This window comes from uncultured Vagococcus sp. (assembly GCF_963518325.1).
Classification (GTDB): Bacteria; Bacillota; Bacilli; order Lactobacillales; family Vagococcaceae; genus Vagococcus_D.
Genome location: NZ_CAUQJB010000010.1, coordinates 77,869 through 93,507, shown reverse-complemented (window position 1 = coordinate 93,507; position 15,639 = coordinate 77,869). Strand labels below are relative to the sequence as shown.

Annotated in this window: 31 protein-coding genes; 2 read left to right on the top strand and 29 right to left on the bottom strand. The window is 40.1% G+C overall.

Translation table 11 applies throughout. The features are described 5' to 3' along the window. Nucleotides 1-124: 124 nt before the first annotated feature. Together RWN13_RS10520 and RWN13_RS10515 are read right to left on the bottom strand one after the other, a co-directional pair. A complete protein-coding gene (locus tag RWN13_RS10520) occupies nucleotides 125-529 on the bottom strand; it encodes a hypothetical protein (RefSeq protein ID WP_314063105.1) in 405 nt (134 codons plus the stop codon). 38 nt (nucleotides 530-567) lie between these two features. Beyond that, entirely contained in the window at nucleotides 568-888 is a 321-nt protein-coding gene (locus tag RWN13_RS10515; protein ID WP_314063103.1) for a hypothetical protein, read from the bottom strand. A gap of 326 nt (nucleotides 889-1,214) precedes the next feature. On the opposite strand from RWN13_RS10515, the gene RWN13_RS10510 reads away from it, so the two are divergent. Both RWN13_RS10510 and RWN13_RS10505 read left to right on the top strand, forming a co-directional pair. Continuing rightward, nucleotides 1,215-1,538 carry a helix-turn-helix transcriptional regulator gene (locus RWN13_RS10510; RefSeq protein ID WP_314063101.1) on the top strand — a complete coding sequence of 108 codons (324 nt, stop codon included), beginning with the start codon at nucleotides 1,215-1,217 and terminating at the stop codon, nucleotides 1,536-1,538. Next, complete coding sequence (locus RWN13_RS10505; protein ID WP_314063098.1) at nucleotides 1,513-2,208, top strand: ImmA/IrrE family metallo-endopeptidase; 696 nt, start codon at nucleotides 1,513-1,515, stop codon at nucleotides 2,206-2,208. Before RWN13_RS10510 ends, RWN13_RS10505 begins: the two co-directional genes overlap by 26 nt. A 182-nt stretch (nucleotides 2,209-2,390) precedes the next feature. Here the strand turns inward: RWN13_RS10505 and rplQ are convergent, their stop codons facing one another. The 27 genes from rplQ to rplD form a co-directional block, all read right to left on the bottom strand. Beyond that, entirely contained in the window at nucleotides 2,391-2,771 is a 381-nt protein-coding gene (gene rplQ / locus RWN13_RS10500; protein ID WP_314063095.1) for a 50S ribosomal protein L17, read from the bottom strand. 89 nt (nucleotides 2,772-2,860) lie between these two features. After that, nucleotides 2,861-3,799, bottom strand: coding sequence for a DNA-directed RNA polymerase subunit alpha (locus RWN13_RS10495; RefSeq protein ID WP_209527045.1), 939 nt, complete (start codon nucleotides 3,797-3,799; stop codon nucleotides 2,861-2,863). Nucleotides 3,800-3,880: 81 nt separating this feature from the next. After that, a complete protein-coding gene (gene rpsK / locus RWN13_RS10490; protein ID WP_314063092.1) occupies nucleotides 3,881-4,270 on the bottom strand; it encodes a 30S ribosomal protein S11 in 390 nt (129 codons plus the stop codon). Nucleotides 4,271-4,301: 31 nt separating this feature from the next. Then, nucleotides 4,302-4,667 (bottom strand): 30S ribosomal protein S13, encoded by a 366-nt coding sequence (gene rpsM / locus RWN13_RS10485; RefSeq protein WP_314063088.1) that lies wholly within the window; start codon nucleotides 4,665-4,667, stop codon nucleotides 4,302-4,304. Nucleotides 4,668-4,685: 18 nt separating this feature from the next. Continuing rightward, entirely contained in the window at nucleotides 4,686-4,799 is a 114-nt protein-coding gene (gene rpmJ / locus RWN13_RS10480) for a 50S ribosomal protein L36 (RefSeq protein WP_009488082.1), read from the bottom strand. A 32-nt stretch (nucleotides 4,800-4,831) separates the two neighbouring features. Next, the gene (infA, locus tag RWN13_RS10475) at nucleotides 4,832-5,050 is read right to left on the bottom strand and encodes a translation initiation factor IF-1 (protein ID WP_126779078.1); all 219 of its coding nucleotides are present in this window, start codon (nucleotides 5,048-5,050) and stop codon (nucleotides 4,832-4,834) included. Nucleotides 5,051-5,260: 210 nt separating this feature from the next. Beyond that, complete coding sequence (locus RWN13_RS10470) at nucleotides 5,261-5,911, bottom strand: adenylate kinase (protein WP_314063086.1); 651 nt, start codon at nucleotides 5,909-5,911, stop codon at nucleotides 5,261-5,263. 66 nt (nucleotides 5,912-5,977) lie between these two features. Then, nucleotides 5,978-7,282: a preprotein translocase subunit SecY gene (gene secY / locus RWN13_RS10465; RefSeq protein WP_314063084.1), complete on the bottom strand. Its 1,305-nt coding sequence runs from the start codon at nucleotides 7,280-7,282 to the stop codon at nucleotides 5,978-5,980. Beyond that, nucleotides 7,282-7,722 carry a 50S ribosomal protein L15 gene (rplO, locus tag RWN13_RS10460; RefSeq protein ID WP_314063080.1) on the bottom strand — a complete coding sequence of 147 codons (441 nt, stop codon included), beginning with the start codon at nucleotides 7,720-7,722 and terminating at the stop codon, nucleotides 7,282-7,284. Before rplO ends, secY begins: the two co-directional genes overlap by 1 nt. Nucleotides 7,723-7,767: 45 nt before the next feature. Further along, nucleotides 7,768-7,947, bottom strand: coding sequence for a 50S ribosomal protein L30 (gene rpmD / locus RWN13_RS10455; protein ID WP_314063077.1), 180 nt, complete (start codon nucleotides 7,945-7,947; stop codon nucleotides 7,768-7,770). A 14-nt stretch (nucleotides 7,948-7,961) separates the two neighbouring features. After that, nucleotides 7,962-8,462 (bottom strand): 30S ribosomal protein S5, encoded by a 501-nt coding sequence (gene rpsE / locus RWN13_RS10450; protein ID WP_209527060.1) that lies wholly within the window; start codon nucleotides 8,460-8,462, stop codon nucleotides 7,962-7,964. Between the two features lie 20 nt (nucleotides 8,463-8,482). Further along, nucleotides 8,483-8,839 carry a 50S ribosomal protein L18 gene (gene rplR, locus RWN13_RS10445; protein ID WP_314063075.1) on the bottom strand — a complete coding sequence of 119 codons (357 nt, stop codon included), beginning with the start codon at nucleotides 8,837-8,839 and terminating at the stop codon, nucleotides 8,483-8,485. 135 nt (nucleotides 8,840-8,974) lie between these two features. Continuing rightward, complete coding sequence (gene rplF, locus RWN13_RS10440) at nucleotides 8,975-9,511, bottom strand: 50S ribosomal protein L6 (protein ID WP_314063073.1); 537 nt, start codon at nucleotides 9,509-9,511, stop codon at nucleotides 8,975-8,977. Between the two features lie 29 nt (nucleotides 9,512-9,540). After that, nucleotides 9,541-9,939 carry a 30S ribosomal protein S8 gene (gene rpsH / locus RWN13_RS10435; RefSeq protein WP_209527066.1) on the bottom strand — a complete coding sequence of 133 codons (399 nt, stop codon included), beginning with the start codon at nucleotides 9,937-9,939 and terminating at the stop codon, nucleotides 9,541-9,543. A 33-nt stretch (nucleotides 9,940-9,972) separates the two neighbouring features. Next, nucleotides 9,973-10,158: a type Z 30S ribosomal protein S14 gene (locus RWN13_RS10430; protein WP_016184192.1), complete on the bottom strand. Its 186-nt coding sequence runs from the start codon at nucleotides 10,156-10,158 to the stop codon at nucleotides 9,973-9,975. 18 nt (nucleotides 10,159-10,176) lie between these two features. Beyond that, nucleotides 10,177-10,716, bottom strand: coding sequence for a 50S ribosomal protein L5 (gene rplE, locus RWN13_RS10425; protein WP_314063071.1), 540 nt, complete (start codon nucleotides 10,714-10,716; stop codon nucleotides 10,177-10,179). A gap of 27 nt (nucleotides 10,717-10,743) precedes the next feature. Continuing rightward, a complete protein-coding gene (gene rplX, locus RWN13_RS10420; RefSeq protein ID WP_209527070.1) occupies nucleotides 10,744-11,055 on the bottom strand; it encodes a 50S ribosomal protein L24 in 312 nt (103 codons plus the stop codon). A 32-nt stretch (nucleotides 11,056-11,087) separates the two neighbouring features. Further along, nucleotides 11,088-11,456, bottom strand: a complete 369-nt coding sequence (gene rplN, locus RWN13_RS10415; RefSeq protein ID WP_209527072.1) for a 50S ribosomal protein L14 — start codon at nucleotides 11,454-11,456, stop codon at nucleotides 11,088-11,090. Nucleotides 11,457-11,509: 53 nt separating this feature from the next. Continuing rightward, complete coding sequence (gene rpsQ / locus RWN13_RS10410; RefSeq protein WP_314063067.1) at nucleotides 11,510-11,782, bottom strand: 30S ribosomal protein S17; 273 nt, start codon at nucleotides 11,780-11,782, stop codon at nucleotides 11,510-11,512. Between the two features lie 24 nt (nucleotides 11,783-11,806). Next, the gene (gene rpmC, locus RWN13_RS10405) at nucleotides 11,807-11,995 is read right to left on the bottom strand and encodes a 50S ribosomal protein L29 (RefSeq protein WP_209527076.1); all 189 of its coding nucleotides are present in this window, start codon (nucleotides 11,993-11,995) and stop codon (nucleotides 11,807-11,809) included. Then, nucleotides 11,985-12,419, bottom strand: coding sequence for a 50S ribosomal protein L16 (rplP, locus tag RWN13_RS10400; protein WP_209527078.1), 435 nt, complete (start codon nucleotides 12,417-12,419; stop codon nucleotides 11,985-11,987). Before rplP ends, rpmC begins: the two co-directional genes overlap by 11 nt. Nucleotides 12,420-12,421: 2 nt before the next feature. Further along, complete coding sequence (gene rpsC, locus RWN13_RS10395; protein WP_209527080.1) at nucleotides 12,422-13,087, bottom strand: 30S ribosomal protein S3; 666 nt, start codon at nucleotides 13,085-13,087, stop codon at nucleotides 12,422-12,424. A 16-nt stretch (nucleotides 13,088-13,103) separates the two neighbouring features. Continuing rightward, on the bottom strand, nucleotides 13,104-13,451 hold the full coding sequence (gene rplV / locus RWN13_RS10390; RefSeq protein WP_314063065.1) for a 50S ribosomal protein L22: 348 nt from the start codon (nucleotides 13,449-13,451) through the stop codon (nucleotides 13,104-13,106). Nucleotides 13,452-13,473: 22 nt separating this feature from the next. Then, the gene (gene rpsS / locus RWN13_RS10385) at nucleotides 13,474-13,752 is read right to left on the bottom strand and encodes a 30S ribosomal protein S19 (protein WP_126779042.1); all 279 of its coding nucleotides are present in this window, start codon (nucleotides 13,750-13,752) and stop codon (nucleotides 13,474-13,476) included. Nucleotides 13,753-13,835: 83 nt separating this feature from the next. Beyond that, complete coding sequence (gene rplB, locus RWN13_RS10380) at nucleotides 13,836-14,669, bottom strand: 50S ribosomal protein L2 (protein ID WP_314063063.1); 834 nt, start codon at nucleotides 14,667-14,669, stop codon at nucleotides 13,836-13,838. A 46-nt stretch (nucleotides 14,670-14,715) separates the two neighbouring features. Next, nucleotides 14,716-15,006: a 50S ribosomal protein L23 gene (rplW, locus tag RWN13_RS10375; protein WP_209527085.1), complete on the bottom strand. Its 291-nt coding sequence runs from the start codon at nucleotides 15,004-15,006 to the stop codon at nucleotides 14,716-14,718. After that, nucleotides 15,006-15,629 carry a 50S ribosomal protein L4 gene (gene rplD, locus RWN13_RS10370; protein WP_314063061.1) on the bottom strand — a complete coding sequence of 208 codons (624 nt, stop codon included), beginning with the start codon at nucleotides 15,627-15,629 and terminating at the stop codon, nucleotides 15,006-15,008. The genes rplW and rplD overlap by 1 nt, the downstream gene beginning before the upstream one ends. Nucleotides 15,630-15,639: the final 10 nt, after the last annotated feature.

The following is a 15,639-nucleotide window of genomic DNA, read 5'->3' as shown; positions in this document are numbered from 1 at the left end:
AGAGAAGGACTACTAAAAATAAAGGTTGGTTGTCTTTTTGTTTCCTTCTCTATCACCTTACATCCTTATCTTACTGCCAAAAGCCTCTTGAAATTGGTAAAGAAAAAACCACAAACTGGTAAAACTACCACCCTAACCGCTTAGCAATCTCGTCTACTAGCTTCTTTTCAAGTTTGCGACAATTATCTTCCGAATAACCTACCTCATCATTCAGGGAGATGGCCACCCAGGATAGTGGCTCACGTTTAAAATATCTTAAATTAATAATGACCTGAGTTTCAATCGTAGTATTGGCAATAACCTCTTCCATGACTTTTAAGGCCAAACTTCGGAAATGAATTTGCTCATGGGACACAATCTTAATGGCTGAGTTTGCCTCAAATGCCGAAAATTGGTTACTGCCGTCTTCCTGAACTGCCATTAGAGATTGTCTTAATTGTTCCATTTCCTCTTTCATCTGGGGATACTCACTTAACATTTCTCTGACATGTTGTCGCGCCTTATTACTAATTTTTAACTGTTCATTCATTCCTGATCAACTCCTCCTCAATTTCTGCCCATTAAGGGCTATACTCTACGACAATACCCCTGACTGACACAGACACACCCATTTCCCTCTCTAAACTCAAAGAGCTCTTGAATCGTCTTTAAATGCCTCTCATGAAGTCTTACAAGGTAACTGTGTTCGTTAATCTTGACGACCTCGCCAGTTAATTGACGGTATCTCTTCTCATGAAAGTCAAAGATGACCCTGTCTCCCACTTGAATCCGCTGATGTCTGACTAGCCGAGCTAATGACTGGGGATAGGTCTTCAAAACCGAACGCCCTTCTTTGCTGACTTTCTGTTTTCTCACTTCTTCACTTAACCACTTTTGCTGATTCCTCATTGATTTCCCTCCGATATTAAAAAGCCTTTTCAAGTTTACCTTTACTTCACCTAACAGTATGTTAAAATAAGGTACGAACATACGTTCTTTTCGATCGTTAAAAAAAGAACCTGTTTAAGGTCAGTCATTGACAATCACGAATATATTCACCATTCTATTGTTATAACTCGGAAAATATTCTATAATTAAGGTATAGCTACAAGCCAACTAATTTGGCATTGCCAATTTTTTAGCTGACTAACTTGAGACATTCTTGATATTTCCAATATATCACTGAATATTTTCGGCGTCAACTATTATATATAAGAATATTTTCATAGGAGGATATGATGACTGTCTTAGAAGTAATCAGACGATTAGCAAATGAAAAGAATGTGAGTTTAGCAGAAGTGGAACGAGCCGTTGGTTTATCTAGTGGTGCCATTACTAAGTGGGCCAAAAGCTCTCCGTCTAGTGATAAACTGGTTCGCCTTGCCGATTATTTTAATGTCTCTGTTGACTATTTATTGGGGCGAACAGATGAGGGGACCCAGGATAAAAACTATTTTATGATTCAGCGTAAGGCGAAACAGATGACCCCTGAGCAGCGGGAGAAAACCTTGCGTATATTGGAGGCTACTTTTGATGACGATGAACTGTGGGACGACTAAGCCCAATTTTAAACTAGCGAAAACCATGGCCTATGGCTTGCTTAAAACCAATCAAATTCAGGCCTTTCCGGTTAACCCCTTTGCCCTGATTAAAAACGAGCCTAATATCAGCCTGATTTCCTATTCGGATTTTGGCAAAAAGAGGCAATTGTCTTTGAATGAAGTCATTGAATTCGCTCAGAGTACTGATGGTGCAACGGCTTATTTAAAGGAGAAGAAACGCTACTTAATTTTGTATAATGACACGATCAAGCATGCAGGTAGAATCAACTACACGTTGGCTCATGAACTGGCTCACGTCAAACTTGGTCATTTAAAAAAGGGAAGTGCCTTCTCCCTCAGCCGCAATAATATCTACTTAAACGATAATCCGGTTTTCGAAGCCGAAGCCGATACCTTAGCTGCCGAGGTGCTGATTCCTTCTTTTTTAGTGCGCAATCTCCCAGATGAGGATGTGGCTTATTTGTCGACCTTTTTTCTTGTTAGCCATCAGTGTGCCAAGGCTGCCTTGAATAATGTCAACTATGTATCACGTCGCTATTCCTCTGCTATTTTTGATGTGCCCTTGTTTTTAAAAGGTCAGATGAAACCTTTTGTTATGGCCATTGAACAGAAAAAATTTCTCACTCAGTCCTATGTTACCGATCAGCGCCTGATTATGTCGCCCTAAAAGGAAGCAAAAAAAATAAGCCTGTAAGGGCTTTCGTTCGATTGTAAAAAATAACACCTTATGATGAGTGCATACTCTCTGGTAACACATTACCAGAGAGCAGCGACGAGCTAGACTCGGAGTCCTAGACTCCAACATCATAACACTCTAAATGAATCATCTATAAAGTGATGTTTATTGATTTAGACAAGTTCTAAGATAACCATTTGGGCAGCGTCTCCGCGGCGTGGTTCTGTTTTTAAAATACGAGTATAACCACCTTGGCGTTCTGTGTAACGAGGTGCAATATCACTGAATAATTTTTGTAATGCAGTTTCTACTACAATCTCTTCGTTTTCTTCACGTACATCGGCAATTTCATTTCTTACGAATGAAGCTGCTTGACGACGAGCATGAAGATCGCCACGTTTACCTAAAGTAATCATTTTTTCAGCTGTTGAACGTACTTCTTTCGCACGTGCTTCAGTTGTAACGATTTTCTCGTTAATGATTAGATCTGTCGTTAAGTCGCGCAACATCGCTTTACGTTGACTGCTAGTGCGTCCTAATTTACGATAGCTCACTTAGTTTTCCTCCTTTAACTCATAGGTCCGGTATCCGCTAATCTATGGTCGCTAGGCTTCCAAGGATAGTGGCCCTTCATACGAAAGTATTAATCGTCTTGTCGTAAGCCTAAGCCTAGATCATCGAGTTTGTTTTTGACTTCCTCTAATGATTTACGTCCTAAGTTACGTACTTTGATCATTTCTGGTTCAGATTTATCGGTTAACTCTTGAACGGTATTAATACCGGCACGTTTCAGACAGTTGTATGAACGTACAGACAAGTCTAACTCTTCGATAGTCATTTCCAACATTTTTTCTTTCTGAGTTTCTTCTTTTTCAACCATGATTTCAGCATTTTTCGCTTCATCTGTTAGGTTTACAAAGATATCAAGATGCTCAGTCATGATTTTTGCCGCTAAGCTGATCGCTTCTTGTGGCATGATGGAACCATCTGTCCAAACTTCTAATGTCAATTTGTCGAAGTCATCACGACGACCAACACGTGTGTTTTCTACTTGGTAGTTGACACGACGAACTGGTGTGTAAATAGAATCAACAGGCAATACGCCAATTGGCATATCTTCTTTTTTGTTTTCGTCTGCTTGGACGTATCCCCGTCCTGGTTTAACCATTAAACGAGCACGGAAAGTGGCGCCTTCAGCAACGCTACAAATGTGTAGATCTTTGTTTAAGATTTCGACGTCACTGTCCGTAATAATATCGCCTGCCGTAACAGTCGCTGGACCAGTCACATCAATTTCAAGGGATTTTTCTTCTTCAGTGTAAAGCTTTAATGCCAATCCTTTGATGTTTAAGACAATCTGCGTCACGTCTTCTCGCACGCCTTTAATCGTTGAGAATTCGTGTAGCACACTATCAATCTGTAGATTAGTAATAGCCGCTCCTGGTAAAGAAGATAATAAAATACGACGTAGTGAGTTACCTAAAGTCGTTCCGTAACCTCTTTCGAGAGGTTCGATGACGAACTTACCATAATCTCTGTCTTCATCAATTTTGGTGATTCTTGGTTTTTCAAATTCAATCATTCTTATCTATACCCCTTTCAAAACGAAAAGTGTCTTGCTCAATGACGTTCTTAAGTTCACACTCAAAATGAAAGACGCTCATTAAACACGACGGCGTTTTGGAGGGCGGCATCCATTATGCGGAACTGGAGTGACGTCACGAATTGCTGACACTTCTAATCCTGTTGCTTGTAATGAACGAATTGCTGCTTCACGACCTGAACCAGGGCCTTTTACTGTTACATCAACAGTTTTTAAACCGTGTTCCATCGCAACTTTAGTTGCTGCTTCTGCTGCCATTTGAGCCGCAAAAGGCGTTGATTTTTTAGAGCCTTTAAAGCCTAACGCTCCGGCAGATGACCAAGCAATAGCATTGCCATGAACATCTGTAATCATGATAATTGTATTATTAAATGTTGAGTGGATATGTGCAATACCAGTCTCAATATTCTTTTTCACACGGCGTTTTCTGCTAACTTTCTTTGCTACCATGAAGTTCTAACCTCCTTCACTTTAATTAAAATTATTTTTTCTTACCTGCGATTGCGCGGGCTGGACCCTTACGCGTACGCGCATTGTTTTTCGTGTTTTGACCACGAGTTGGTAAACCACGACGATGACGAATTCCACGGTATGAACCGATTTCCATCAAACGTTTGATGTTTAAGTTTGTTTCACGACGAAGATCGCCTTCAACTTTTAATTTATCCACTTCTGCACGGATTTTATCTAATTGATCATTCGTTAATTCACGTACACGAATTTCCTCAGATACTCCAGCATTCGCTAAGACTTTTTGTGCAGTTGTTTTGCCCATTCCATAAATATATGTTAATGAGATTACTACACGCTTGTCACGAGGGATATCTACTCCTGCAATACGAGCCATTTATGCTACACCTCCTAATTATCCTTGACGTTGTTTATGTTTTGGATTTTCGCAAATAACCATAACGCGTCCCTTACGACGAATTACTTTACATTTTTCGCAAATTGGTTTTACTGATGGTCTTACTTTCATGATTATACCTCCTTGAATTTTACGGAGTACAATTATTTAAAGCGATAAGTAATGCGACCTCTTGTTAAATCATACGGTGACAATTCAACAGTCACTTTATCTCCTGGAAGGATACGAATATAGTGCATTCTGATTTTTCCAGAAACGTGCGCTAAAATCTCATGTCCGTTCTCAAGTTCGACTTTAAACATTGCATTCGGCAAAGTTTCGACGACTGTACCTTCAATTTCAATCACATCTTCTTTCGCCATACATAGTACCTCCTTATACTTGTTTCGCATTTTCACACGATAAAAAATCGGCGGGTCGACCTGACACCACCAAAAAACACCTCAACTTACTGATTATAGCATATTATTCTCATAATATAAAGTTCGTTGAGTTAATTTATCACACAACCTCTTGATTGCCAAGGCAAAAACAAATCCACAAGAATAACGGCTACTTTTGGCTTAGATTCTCTAAATACTGTCAATGATCTTCTTAACATCAGTAAAGACAGTATCAATTTGGCGATTTCCATCGATTGTGTGTAAAAGATTGGCTTTTTCATAAAAGTCTAGAATCGGTGCACTGCCCTCAATGTTGACAGCTAAGCGATTTTTAACCGTTTCAGGTTTATCATCTTCACGTTGGTAGAACTCATGTCCGCCACAACGATCACATGTGCCTTCCACTTTTGGTTGATTATTGACCTTATGATAGGTTGCCCCACATGTCCGGCAAATAAAACGACCAGCTAGACGTTCAATCAAAACGTCTTCTTCTACATGTATATTAATTACGGCATCAATTTTTTTGCCCAAGCTTGTTAGAATTTCTTCTAATGCTTGTGTTTGTTCAATCGTACGTGGGAAACCATCTAAGAGAAAACCTGACGCTGTGTCGGCTTCTGCTAAACGATCTTTCACGATACCATTTGTGACATCATCAGGAACAAGTGCTCCCTTATCAATATAGGATTTTGCTTCAAGACCTAAGGCAGTTTCGTTCTTCATGGCATCACGGAACATATCTCCAGTGGAAATATGTGGAATACCGTAGGCATCAATGATGCGTTCTGCTTGAGTCCCTTTACCTGCTCCAGGTAGCCCCATTATTATGAGATTCATCTTTATTCCTCCTATAGATCAGTAAAGTTCGAGCTAGTGCTGAGGAAAATCCTCAACACCTGCGTCTTACTTAACAATAAAGCCGGTATACTGGCGTTTCATCATTAGACCTTCTAATTGTTTTGTGGTTTCTAAAGCTACCCCTATCGCGATCAACAAACTTGTACCACCTAAACCGATTGATGAAGGTAGGTTCCAGATGTTTTGTGCGATGATTGGTAAAATTGCGACTAAAGCTAGGAAGATAGATCCAGCTACGCTCAAACGTAATAAGAGAGCAGAGATATAATCTTCTGTTCCTTTACCCGGACGAACACTTGGGATATAGCTGCCTTGCTTTTGCAAGTTTTCCGCAACTTTTTCAGGATTAACTTGGACAAACGCATAAAAGAATGTAAAGGCAACGATTAGCACCGTATAGAATATTCCCCCTGGAAGAGTGGAATAGTCAAAGAGTTGAGATAGTACTTTAAACCATGTTGCATCTGCTTTGGTTGTCGCAAACATCTGCATAAAGGCATTCGGTGTTGATATCAATGAACTGGCAAAGATAACTGGAATAACCCCAGCAGCATTTACTTTTAAGGGTAAATAACTACTTTGTGGTGCTCCGGCAACTCGCTTCGTATATTGAATCGTAATTTTTCTTTCTGCTTGGTTGAAGTAGGTAATAAAGGTCACAATTGCTAGAATTGCGATCAATAAAATCACGACAAACACGACAGACTTCCAAAGGTCACTCGGATCAATGTTGATAAAACGATCTTCGATGATTTCTTTAATACCACTAGGTAAACGAGAAATAATCCCCGCAAAGATAATCATTGAGACCCCATTACCAATTCCTTTTTCGCTGATTTGTTCACCCATCCACGTCACGAACATTGTACCGGCTGTTAAAATAATGCCGATTGTGATAAACGTTGAGGCGTCTGCCTTTTTAACAAAATCAAATCCTGATCCTGCAAATCGGTTAAATCCTGCGGTAATCGCCATTGACTGAACAAATCCTAAGATTAACGTCAAGTAACGAGTGGCTTGATTTAGCTTACGACGACCAACTTCACCTTGTTTCGACCATTCAACGAACTTTGGCACAATATCCATTTGCAACAATTGAATGACGATTGATGAGGTAATATATGGGGAAACACCCATTGCGAACAATGAGAAGTTTTCCATGGCACTACCACTAACGGTATTCAACATGTTAAACAATGGATTATCGCTTAGTTGAGCTAATGCTCTAGCATCAACGCCGGGAACCGTAATATGCGCTCCAACGCGGAAAGCTAGCAAGATAAATAATGTAAAGAATATTTTATTGCGGATATCCTTAACCTTAAATCCATCTTTCAATAGTTTAAACATTAAATCACCTCGATTGAACCACCAGCGTTTTCGATAGCTGTTTGTGCTGATTTAGAAAATTTAGCAGCTTTCACTGATAATTTTTTCGTCAATTCACCGTTAGCTAACACTTTGATTCCCGCTTTTTCATCTTTGATAATTCCAGATTCAACAAGCAAGGCTGGTGTTACTTCTGTACCATCCTCAAATTTATTAAGGACTTCAAGGTTTACGACTGCGTATTCCTTGCGGTTGATATTTGTAAATCCACGTTTTGGTAAGCGCATGAATAGTGGAGTTTGTCCACCTTCAAAGCCTAAGCGTACGCCACCACCTGAACGAGATTTTTGTCCTTTTTGGCCACGGCCAGCTGTTTTACCATTACCAGATGAAGTTCCGCGACCAACGCGATTGCGTACGTGTCTTGAACCTTCTGAAGGTTGTAACTCATGAAGTTTCATTTACTTGGCACCTCCTCTTTTAGTAATTCTGATTCCTTTTTAAAACTAAACTTCTTCAACGTCCACTAAATGTGAGACAGTGTTAATCATGCCTTTGATGGCAACATTATCAGTTTTCACAACAGAACTGTTGATCTTACCTAAGCCTAAAGCTTTCACTGTATCTTTTTGGTTTTGAGGACGTCCGATAAGACTTTTTCTTAATGTTACTTTTAATTCAGCCATTATGTTTGTCCTCCTTATCCTGTGATTTCTTCTACAGTTTTTCCGCGTAATTCAGCTACTTCTTCAACACGTTTTAGGCGAGATAAGCCTTCAACTGTTGCGCGAATCACGTTGATTGGTGTATTAGAACCCAAAGATTTACTTGTAATATCAGCGACACCAGCTAATTCCAATACGGCACGAACTGGACCACCAGCGGCTACTCCAGAACCGGCTAATGCAGGTTTCATCAGAGTACGTCCACCACTGTAGACACCCAATACTTCGTGAGGGATTGTCGAACCAACCATCGGCACTTCGATTAAGTTTTTCTTAGCATCTTCAATTGCTTTGCGGATTGCTTCTGGTACTTCTTGTGCTTTACCAGTTCCAAATCCAACATGACCATTTCTATCGCCAACCACAACAATCGCGGCAAAACGTAGACGACGTCCACCTTTTACAACTTTTGTAACACGGTTAATCGCAACAACGCGGTCTTCTAATTCCAAACCTTTTGGATCAATATAAACCATGAATGGTGTTCCTCCTTCTCCTAAAATTCTAGTCCGTTTTCGCGTGCTGCTTCAGCTAGTGCTGCAACACGGCCATGGTAAAGATAACCACCACGGTCAAAAACTACTTCTTTGATACCTTTAGCTGTTCCGTTTTTAGCGATTAATGCGCCAACGGCAACTGCTGTTTCGGTTTTTGTTCCACCTGAAATTTCTTTATCTAAGGTAGAGGCACTTGCTAGCGTCACACCCGCTACGTCGTCAATTAATTGAGCGTAGATGTTTTTGTTAGAACGAAACACGTTCAAGCGTGGGCACTCTGCAGTACCAGAGATTTTTGCGCGTACACGACCGTGTCTCTTTTGGCGTGTTTTGTTTTTATCTGGTTTTGTAATCACAATTGTCACCTCTTTTATATTTGGTTTGCTGCTAGGCAGACTTTTTAGCTACATGACGTAGCTTGGTAACTGTTAACGTTATGAATAAGGCCTGAAAGATTGTTAAACAATCTTTCACTCACTATTCTAAGGTTACTATTTACCAGTTTTACCTTCTTTACGACGTACGTGTTCGCCTTCATAGCGAATTCCTTTGCCTTTATATGGCTCTGGAGGACGTACTCCGCGAATGTTAGCTGCTAATTCGCCAACGTGTTCTTTGTTAGCACCCTTAACGATAACTTTTGTGTTTGCTGGTACTTCGATTGTTACGCCAGCTGGCGCTTCAAATTCGACTGGATGAGAATACCCAACAGCAAGTACAAGTTTTGATCCTTGTAATTGTGCACGGTACCCAACCCCGATAAGTTCAAGAACTTTTTCAAATCCTTCGCTTACACCAACAACCATGTTATTAAAGTTGGCACGCATCGTTCCATGCAGTGCGCGATTTTCTTTATTGTCATTTGGACGTGTAAATGTCACTTCATTACCTTCGATATTCATTGTAATAACGTCAACGAAAGTACGAGTTAATTCACCTTTAGGTCCTTTAACTGTTACGTCGTTTCCATTTTGTGTGACAGTCACACCTTCAGGAATTACGACTACTTTATTACCAATACGGCTCACTCAAGACACCTCCTTCTAGTTAGTTTCGATTACCACACGTATGCGATAACTTCGCCACCGATGTTACGTTCTCTTGCTTCTTTATCAGTGATAACACCTTCAGAAGTTGAGATGATAGCAATTCCTAGTCCGTTTAAGACTTTAGGAACGTCATCAGCTTTAACGTAAGCACGTAGGCCTGGTTTAGAAATACGTTTTAAGTTCGTGATTACACGCTCTTCATTACGACCATATTTCAAGAACACACGAATGATGCCTTGTTTGTCATCTTCAATATATTCAACATCACGAATGAAACCTTCACGTTTCAAGATTTCAGCGATATCATGTTTAATTTTTGAAGCAGGTACTTCTAACATATCATGTTTAACCATGTTCGCGTTACGTACGCGAGTTAGGAAGTCTGCGATTGGATCTGTCATGACCATTGAACTATTTACCTCCTTTATGCGGGTTTTTTGTTACCAGCTAGCTTTCTTCACGCCGGGAATTTGTCCTTTATAGGCAAGTTCGCGGAAGCAAATACGGCAAAGTTTAAATTTACGATAAACTGAATGTGGACGACCACAACGTTCACAACGTGTGTACTCTTGTGTTGAGAATTTAGCAGGACGTTTGTTTTTAGCAATCATTGATTTTTTAGCCAAGTAGTTCGCCTCCTTTTATTATTTTTGGAATGGCATTCCAAGTTGTGTTAATAATTCACGGGATTCTTCGTCTGTGTTAGCAGTTGTAACGATGACGATATCCATACCACGTACTTTATCAACTAAATCGTAGTCTACTTCTGGGAAGATCAATTGCTCTTTTACCCCTAAAGTAAAGTTACCACGACCATCGAATGATTTGTTGCTGACACCATGGAAGTCACGTACTCGAGGTAGAGAAACTGATACTAGTTTGTCTAAGAATTCGTACATTCTTTCGCCACGTAAAGTTACTTTACAGCCAATTGGCATACCTTCACGTAGACGGAAACCAGCGATAGATTTTCTAGCTTTTGTGATGATCGGTTTTTGACCTGAGATCAACGTTAATTCCTCAACGGCTTTGTCTAAGTTTTTAGCATTTGTTGTTGCTTCACCTACACCCATGTTAATAACGATCTTATCAACTTTTGGTGTTTGCATGATTGATGTGTAATTGAATTTCTCCATTAACGCTGGAGTAATTTCTTTCGTATATTTTTCTTTCAGGCGGTTCATTCTGTCGGTCCCTCCTTCCGTTCTTTACTACTTATCTAATACTTCACCTGTTTTTTTAGAAACACGCACTTTTTTACCGTCAACTTCTTTATAACCTACTCTTGTTGGTTCTCCGTTTGATGGGTCAATGACCATCACGTTAGAGACATGAATAGATGCTTCTGTTTCGACGATGCCTCCTTGGGGAGCGCCAGCACTAGGTTTTTGATGCTTTTTGATCATGTTAGCACCTTCAACGATGACACGATCAGCTTTTGGGAACGCAGTTAAAACTACGCCTTCTTTGTTTTTGTCTTTTCCAGTGATAATTTTAACTTTATCGCCTTTTTTAACAAACATATTGTTTCGCACCTCCTTTTGACAAGAATTGATTATAAGACTTCTGGTGCTAGTGAAATGATTTTCATGAAATTGCTATCACGTAATTCACGAGCGACTGGTCCGAAAATACGTGTTCCACGAGGACTCTTGTCGTCACGGATAATCACACATGCATTTTCATCGAATTTAATATAAGAACCGTCTGCACGACGAGCTCCAGTTTTTGTTCTAACGATTACGGCTTTGACGATTTCACCTTTTTTAACAACTCCACCTGGCGTTGCTTGTTTAACCGTACATACGATAACATCACCAATATTGGCTGTTTTACGTCCAGATCCGCCTAACACTTTAATAGTTAGTACTTCACGAGCACCTGAGTTATCGGCTACTCTTAAACGACTCTCTGTTTGGATCACTATAGTATCCTCCTTTCAGATTTTAAGCTTCAATCTATATAGGAAAATCTCGCTTAGATAATTACTGCTTCTTCAACGACCTCTAATAAACGGAAACGTTTTGTAGCGGATAATGGACGAGTTTCCATAATTTTAACGATGTCTCCAATTTTGGCAACATTGTTTTCATCATGCGCGTAGTATTTTTTAGAATACTTTACACGTTTACCGTATTTCTTATGGGCATTACGAGTTTCAACAACAACGACGATAGTTTTATCCATCTTGTCTGAAAGTACACGTCCTTGGTAAACTTTACGTTGATTTCTTTCTAATTCTTGAGTCATTCGCTTAATGGCCTCCTTCCAATGTTACTTTGTTTGTTCACGCAACACTGTTTTAATGCGTGCAATCGATTTACGCACTTCTGGAATGCGCGCAGTGTTTTCTAATTGACCTGTAGCTAGTTGGAATCGTAAGTTGAATAATTCTTCTTTGTATTCCTTCTCTTTTTCAATAAGTTCAGCAGTGGTTAACGCTTTGATGTCTTTAACCTTCATTCGATTCACCACCCATTTCCTCACGTTTTACAATCTTTGTTTTAACAGGTAATTTGTGAGAAGCAAGTCTTAATGCTTCACGAGCAACTTCTTCAGAGACGCCTGCGATTTCAAACATGATCTTACCACGTTTTACTGGTGCAACCCATCCTTCAGGAGCTCCTTTACCTTTACCCATACGAACGCCGATGGCTTTTGATGTATAAGATTTATGAGGGAAAATTTTAATCCAAACTTTACCGCCACGTTTCATATAACGAGTCATTGCGATACGAGCAGCTTCAATCTGGCGGTTAGTGATCCATTTTGATTCAACAGCTTGTAAACCGTACTCACCAAATGATACTTCTTTACCACCTTTAGCTTCACCACGCATTTTACCTCTAAATTCGCGACGGTATTTCACACGTTTAGGTACTAACATGATTATTTCCCTCCTTTCTCAGTGTTTTTTTTACCTGGAAGAATTTCTCCGCGATAGATCCACACTTTAACTCCTAGTTTTCCGTATGTTGTATCTGCTTCTTCCCATGCGTAGTCGATATCGGCACGCAATGTATGAAGTGGCACAGTTCCTTCTGAATAACCTTCAGAACGAGCAATGTCCGCTCCGTTCAAACGTCCAGAGACTTGCGTTTTAATTCCTTGAGCGCCTGATCTCATCGTACGTTGAATTGCTTGTTTTTGAGCACGACGGAATGCTACACGACTTTCAAGTTGGCGTGCAATTCCTTCTGCTACTAATTTAGCATCTAAATCTGGTTTTTTGATTTCCACGATGTTGATGTGAATTTCATTTGGTTTTTTACCAGTTAATTTAACTAGTGACTTTCTCAAGTTCTCAACTTCAGATCCGCCTTTACCAATAACCATTCCTGGTTTAGCTGTGTGAAGTGAAACGTTCACGCGTTTTGCCGCGCGTTCGATCTCAACAGTTGACACAGCAGCATCGGCAAGTCTTGAAGAGATGAACTTACGAATTTTTAAATCTTCGTGTAAGTATTCAGCATACTCTTTTTCAGCATACCATTTAGCTTCCCAGTCGCGGATAATGCCTACACGTAACCCAATTGGATGTATTTTTTGACCCACTGATTGTCCCTCCTTCTTACTTCTCTGTTACTACTACTGTAATATGACTTGTACGTTTGTTGATTGGTGATGCTGAGCCTTTCGCACGAGGACGGAAACGTTTCATCGTTGGTCCTTCGTTAACAAATGCTTCAGATACGACCAAATTTTCAACATCTAAATCATAGTTGTTTTCTGCATTTGCAACAGCTGACATCAAGACTTTCTCGATGATTCCAGCCGCCTTATTTGGCGTAAATTTCAAAATCGAAATAGCTTCCGCTACGCTTTTCCCTCTAACTAAATCAATAACTAGACGCGTTTTACGAGGTGAAGTACGAACTGTGTTTGCAGTTGCTCTTGCTGAAGTAATTTGTTCTGACATTTGCAATTCCTCCCCTCAATAATTAGCGTTTTGTTTTTTTATCGTCGGCAGTGTGTCCACGATATGTTCTAGTTGGTGCAAATTCACCTAATTTGTGTCCTACCATGTCTTCTTGAATATAGACAGGTACGTGCTTGCGTCCATCATATACAGCAATTGTGTAACCTACGAATGTAGGGAAAATTGTTGAGCGACGTGACCAAGTTTTGATTACTTTTTTCTTTTCAAGATCCTTTTGAGCCTCTACTTTTTTAAATAGATGGTCATCAACAAAAGGTCCTTTCTTCAAACTACGACCCATGGTGAACCTCCTCTCAAATTGTATGGCTAGATGGCCATGAGTGCTTTATTGTCTTCGGTATGCCAAACATTTTTGACATACTGTTATTTAGTCTTGCGACGACGTACAATAAATTTATCTGACTTAGCGCGTTTGCTACGAGTTTTGTAACCAAGTGTCGGTTTACCCCAAGGTGTAACTGGAGATGGTTTACCGATTGGCGCTTTACCTTCACCACCACCGTGTGGGTGATCGTTCGGGTTCATTACAGAACCACGGACAGTTGGGCGTTTACGCATCCAACGGCTACGTCCGGCTTTACCGATGTTGATTAATTCGTGTTGTTCGTTACCAACTAAACCGATTGTTGCACGGCAAGTAGCAAGAATCATACGAACTTCGCCTGAGTTCAAGCGAACCAATACGTATTTGCCTTCTTTACCAAGCACTTGTGCTTTTGTTCCAGCAGAACGGATTAATTGTCCACCTTTACCAGGTTTCATTTCGATGTTATGAACGACTGTACCGACTGGGATATTTGATAACGGTAATGCATTACCAATTTTGATATCCACTTCTTCGCCAGAAACAAGTCTCATTCCAACTTCTAGTCCTTTAGGAGCTAGGATGTATGTTTTAACACCGTCTGTGTAGTGTAATAACGCAATATTCGCAGATCTGTTCGGATCATACTCAATTGTTTTTACAACAGCTTCAACGTTGTCTTTGTTACGTTTAAAGTCAATTACGCGGTATTGACGTTTATGACCGCCACCTTGATGACGAACCGTGATACGACCGTTATTGTTACGTCCAGCATTATTTTTAGATGGCTCTAGTAACGTTTTTTCCGGTGTAGAAGTTGTGATTTCAGCGAAATCAGAACCTGTCATATTACGACGTCCGTTCGTGGTTGGTTTATACTTTTTAATTGCCACGTCTGTGTTCCCTCCTACTTAAAAATATTAGTGTTCAGTGCTGGATTTACTCAGCGTCAAACAATTGGATTTCTTTAGAATCTTGCGTTAACGTCACGATTGCTTTACGACGTTTTCTTGTATATCCGGCATATTTACCCATGCGCTTAAGTTTTGGTTTAACGTTCATGATGTTGACGTTTTTGACTTTAACGCCGTCAAAAGCCGCTTCAACAGCTTGTTTCACCAAAGTTTTGTTAGCACCAAGTTGTACGTCGAACGTGTATTTCTTCTCGTCCATGGCCAACATTGACGCTTCAGTAATTACTGGGCGTTTGATGATGTCTAGTAAACTCATTATGCAAACACCTCCTCTACTTGAGTAAGAGCAGCTTGTGTAATTAACATTTTAGTGTTACTTACTACATCAAGCACACTTACATGGTCTGCTTCAATCACAGAGACATTAGGCAAGTTGCGAGCTGATAAAGCTGCAAAATCATTTCCATTTTCTAACACGACTAATACTTTAGTCGTTACATCTAATTTGCTTAAAACTTCTTTAAAGTCTTTAGTTTTTGGTGCATCAAAACTCAATGCATCGACAACAACCAAATTATTTTCTGCAACTTTTTCTGATAAGACAGATTTGATTGCTAAACGACGAACTTTTTTAGGAAGTTTGTAGCTGTATGAACGTGGTGTTGGTCCGAAGACTACGCCACCGCCACGCCATTGTGGTGAACGGATTGAGCCTTGACGGGCACGACCTGTTCCTTTTTGACGCCAAGGTTTACGGCCACCGCCTCGGACAGCGCTACGGTTCTTAACCGCATGTGTTCCTTGTCTTAATGACGCACGTTGCATGATAATTGCATCAAAGACAACACTTTCGTTTGGTTCGATACCGAAAATTGCGTCGTTTAATTCAACTTCGCCTGTTTTCGTACCATCTTGTTTAAATAATGCTACAGTTGGCATTCCTTAGTTC

Bases quoted from the DNA above. Each gene is read 5' to 3' on its own strand.
- RWN13_RS10515 (WP_314063103.1), bottom strand. From the start codon at position 888: ATGAGGAATCAGCAAAAGTGGTTAAGTGAAGAAGTGAGAAAACAGAAA.
- rpsH (WP_209527066.1), bottom strand. From the start codon at position 9,939: ATGGTCATGACAGATCCAATCGCAGACTTCCTAACTCGCGTACGTAAC.
- infA (WP_126779078.1), bottom strand. From the start codon at position 5,050: ATGGCGAAAGAAGATGTGATTGAAATTGAAGGTACAGTCGTCGAAACT.
- rplP (WP_209527078.1), bottom strand. From the start codon at position 12,419: ATGTTAGTACCTAAACGTGTGAAATACCGTCGCGAATTTAGAGGTAAA.
- rplV (WP_314063065.1), bottom strand. From the start codon at position 13,451: ATGTCAGAACAAATTACTTCAGCAAGAGCAACTGCAAACACAGTTCGT.
- rpmJ (WP_009488082.1), bottom strand. From the start codon at position 4,799: ATGAAAGTAAGACCATCAGTAAAACCAATTTGCGAAAAATGTAAAGTA.
- rpsE (WP_209527060.1), bottom strand. From the start codon at position 8,462: ATGGTTTATATTGATCCAAAAGGTTTGGAATTAGAAGACCGCGTTGTT.
- rplD (WP_314063061.1), bottom strand. From the start codon at position 15,629: ATGCCAACTGTAGCATTATTTAAACAAGATGGTACGAAAACAGGCGAA.
- rplW (WP_209527085.1), bottom strand. From the start codon at position 15,006: ATGAGTTTACTAGACATCATCAAACGCCCAGTAATTACTGAAGCGTCA.
- RWN13_RS10495 (WP_209527045.1), bottom strand. From the start codon at position 3,799: ATGATTGAATTTGAAAAACCAAGAATCACCAAAATTGATGAAGACAGA.
- RWN13_RS10505 (WP_314063098.1), top strand. From the start codon at position 1,513: ATGACGATGAACTGTGGGACGACTAAGCCCAATTTTAAACTAGCGAAA.
- rpmC (WP_209527076.1), bottom strand. From the start codon at position 11,995: ATGAAGGTTAAAGACATCAAAGCGTTAACCACTGCTGAACTTATTGAA.
- RWN13_RS10520 (WP_314063105.1), bottom strand. From the start codon at position 529: ATGAATGAACAGTTAAAAATTAGTAATAAGGCGCGACAACATGTCAGA.
- rpsQ (WP_314063067.1), bottom strand. From the start codon at position 11,782: ATGACTCAAGAATTAGAAAGAAATCAACGTAAAGTTTACCAAGGACGT.
- rpsM (WP_314063088.1), bottom strand. From the start codon at position 4,667: ATGGCTCGTATTGCAGGAGTAGATATCCCTCGTGACAAGCGTGTAGTA.
- rplO (WP_314063080.1), bottom strand. From the start codon at position 7,722: ATGAAACTTCATGAGTTACAACCTTCAGAAGGTTCAAGACACGTACGC.
- RWN13_RS10470 (WP_314063086.1), bottom strand. From the start codon at position 5,911: ATGAATCTCATAATAATGGGGCTACCTGGAGCAGGTAAAGGGACTCAA.
- secY (WP_314063084.1), bottom strand. From the start codon at position 7,282: ATGTTTAAACTATTGAAAGATGGATTTAAGGTTAAGGATATCCGCAAT.
- rplE (WP_314063071.1), bottom strand. From the start codon at position 10,716: ATGAACCGCCTGAAAGAAAAATATACGAAAGAAATTACTCCAGCGTTA.
- rpsK (WP_314063092.1), bottom strand. From the start codon at position 4,270: ATGGTAGCAAAGAAAGTTAGCAGAAAACGCCGTGTGAAAAAGAATATT.
- rpmD (WP_314063077.1), bottom strand. From the start codon at position 7,947: ATGGCTGAATTAAAAGTAACATTAAGAAAAAGTCTTATCGGACGTCCT.
- RWN13_RS10510 (WP_314063101.1), top strand. From the start codon at position 1,215: ATGATGACTGTCTTAGAAGTAATCAGACGATTAGCAAATGAAAAGAAT.
- rplX (WP_209527070.1), bottom strand. From the start codon at position 11,055: ATGTTTGTTAAAAAAGGCGATAAAGTTAAAATTATCACTGGAAAAGAC.
- rpsS (WP_126779042.1), bottom strand. From the start codon at position 13,752: ATGGGTCGTAGTTTGAAGAAAGGACCTTTTGTTGATGACCATCTATTT.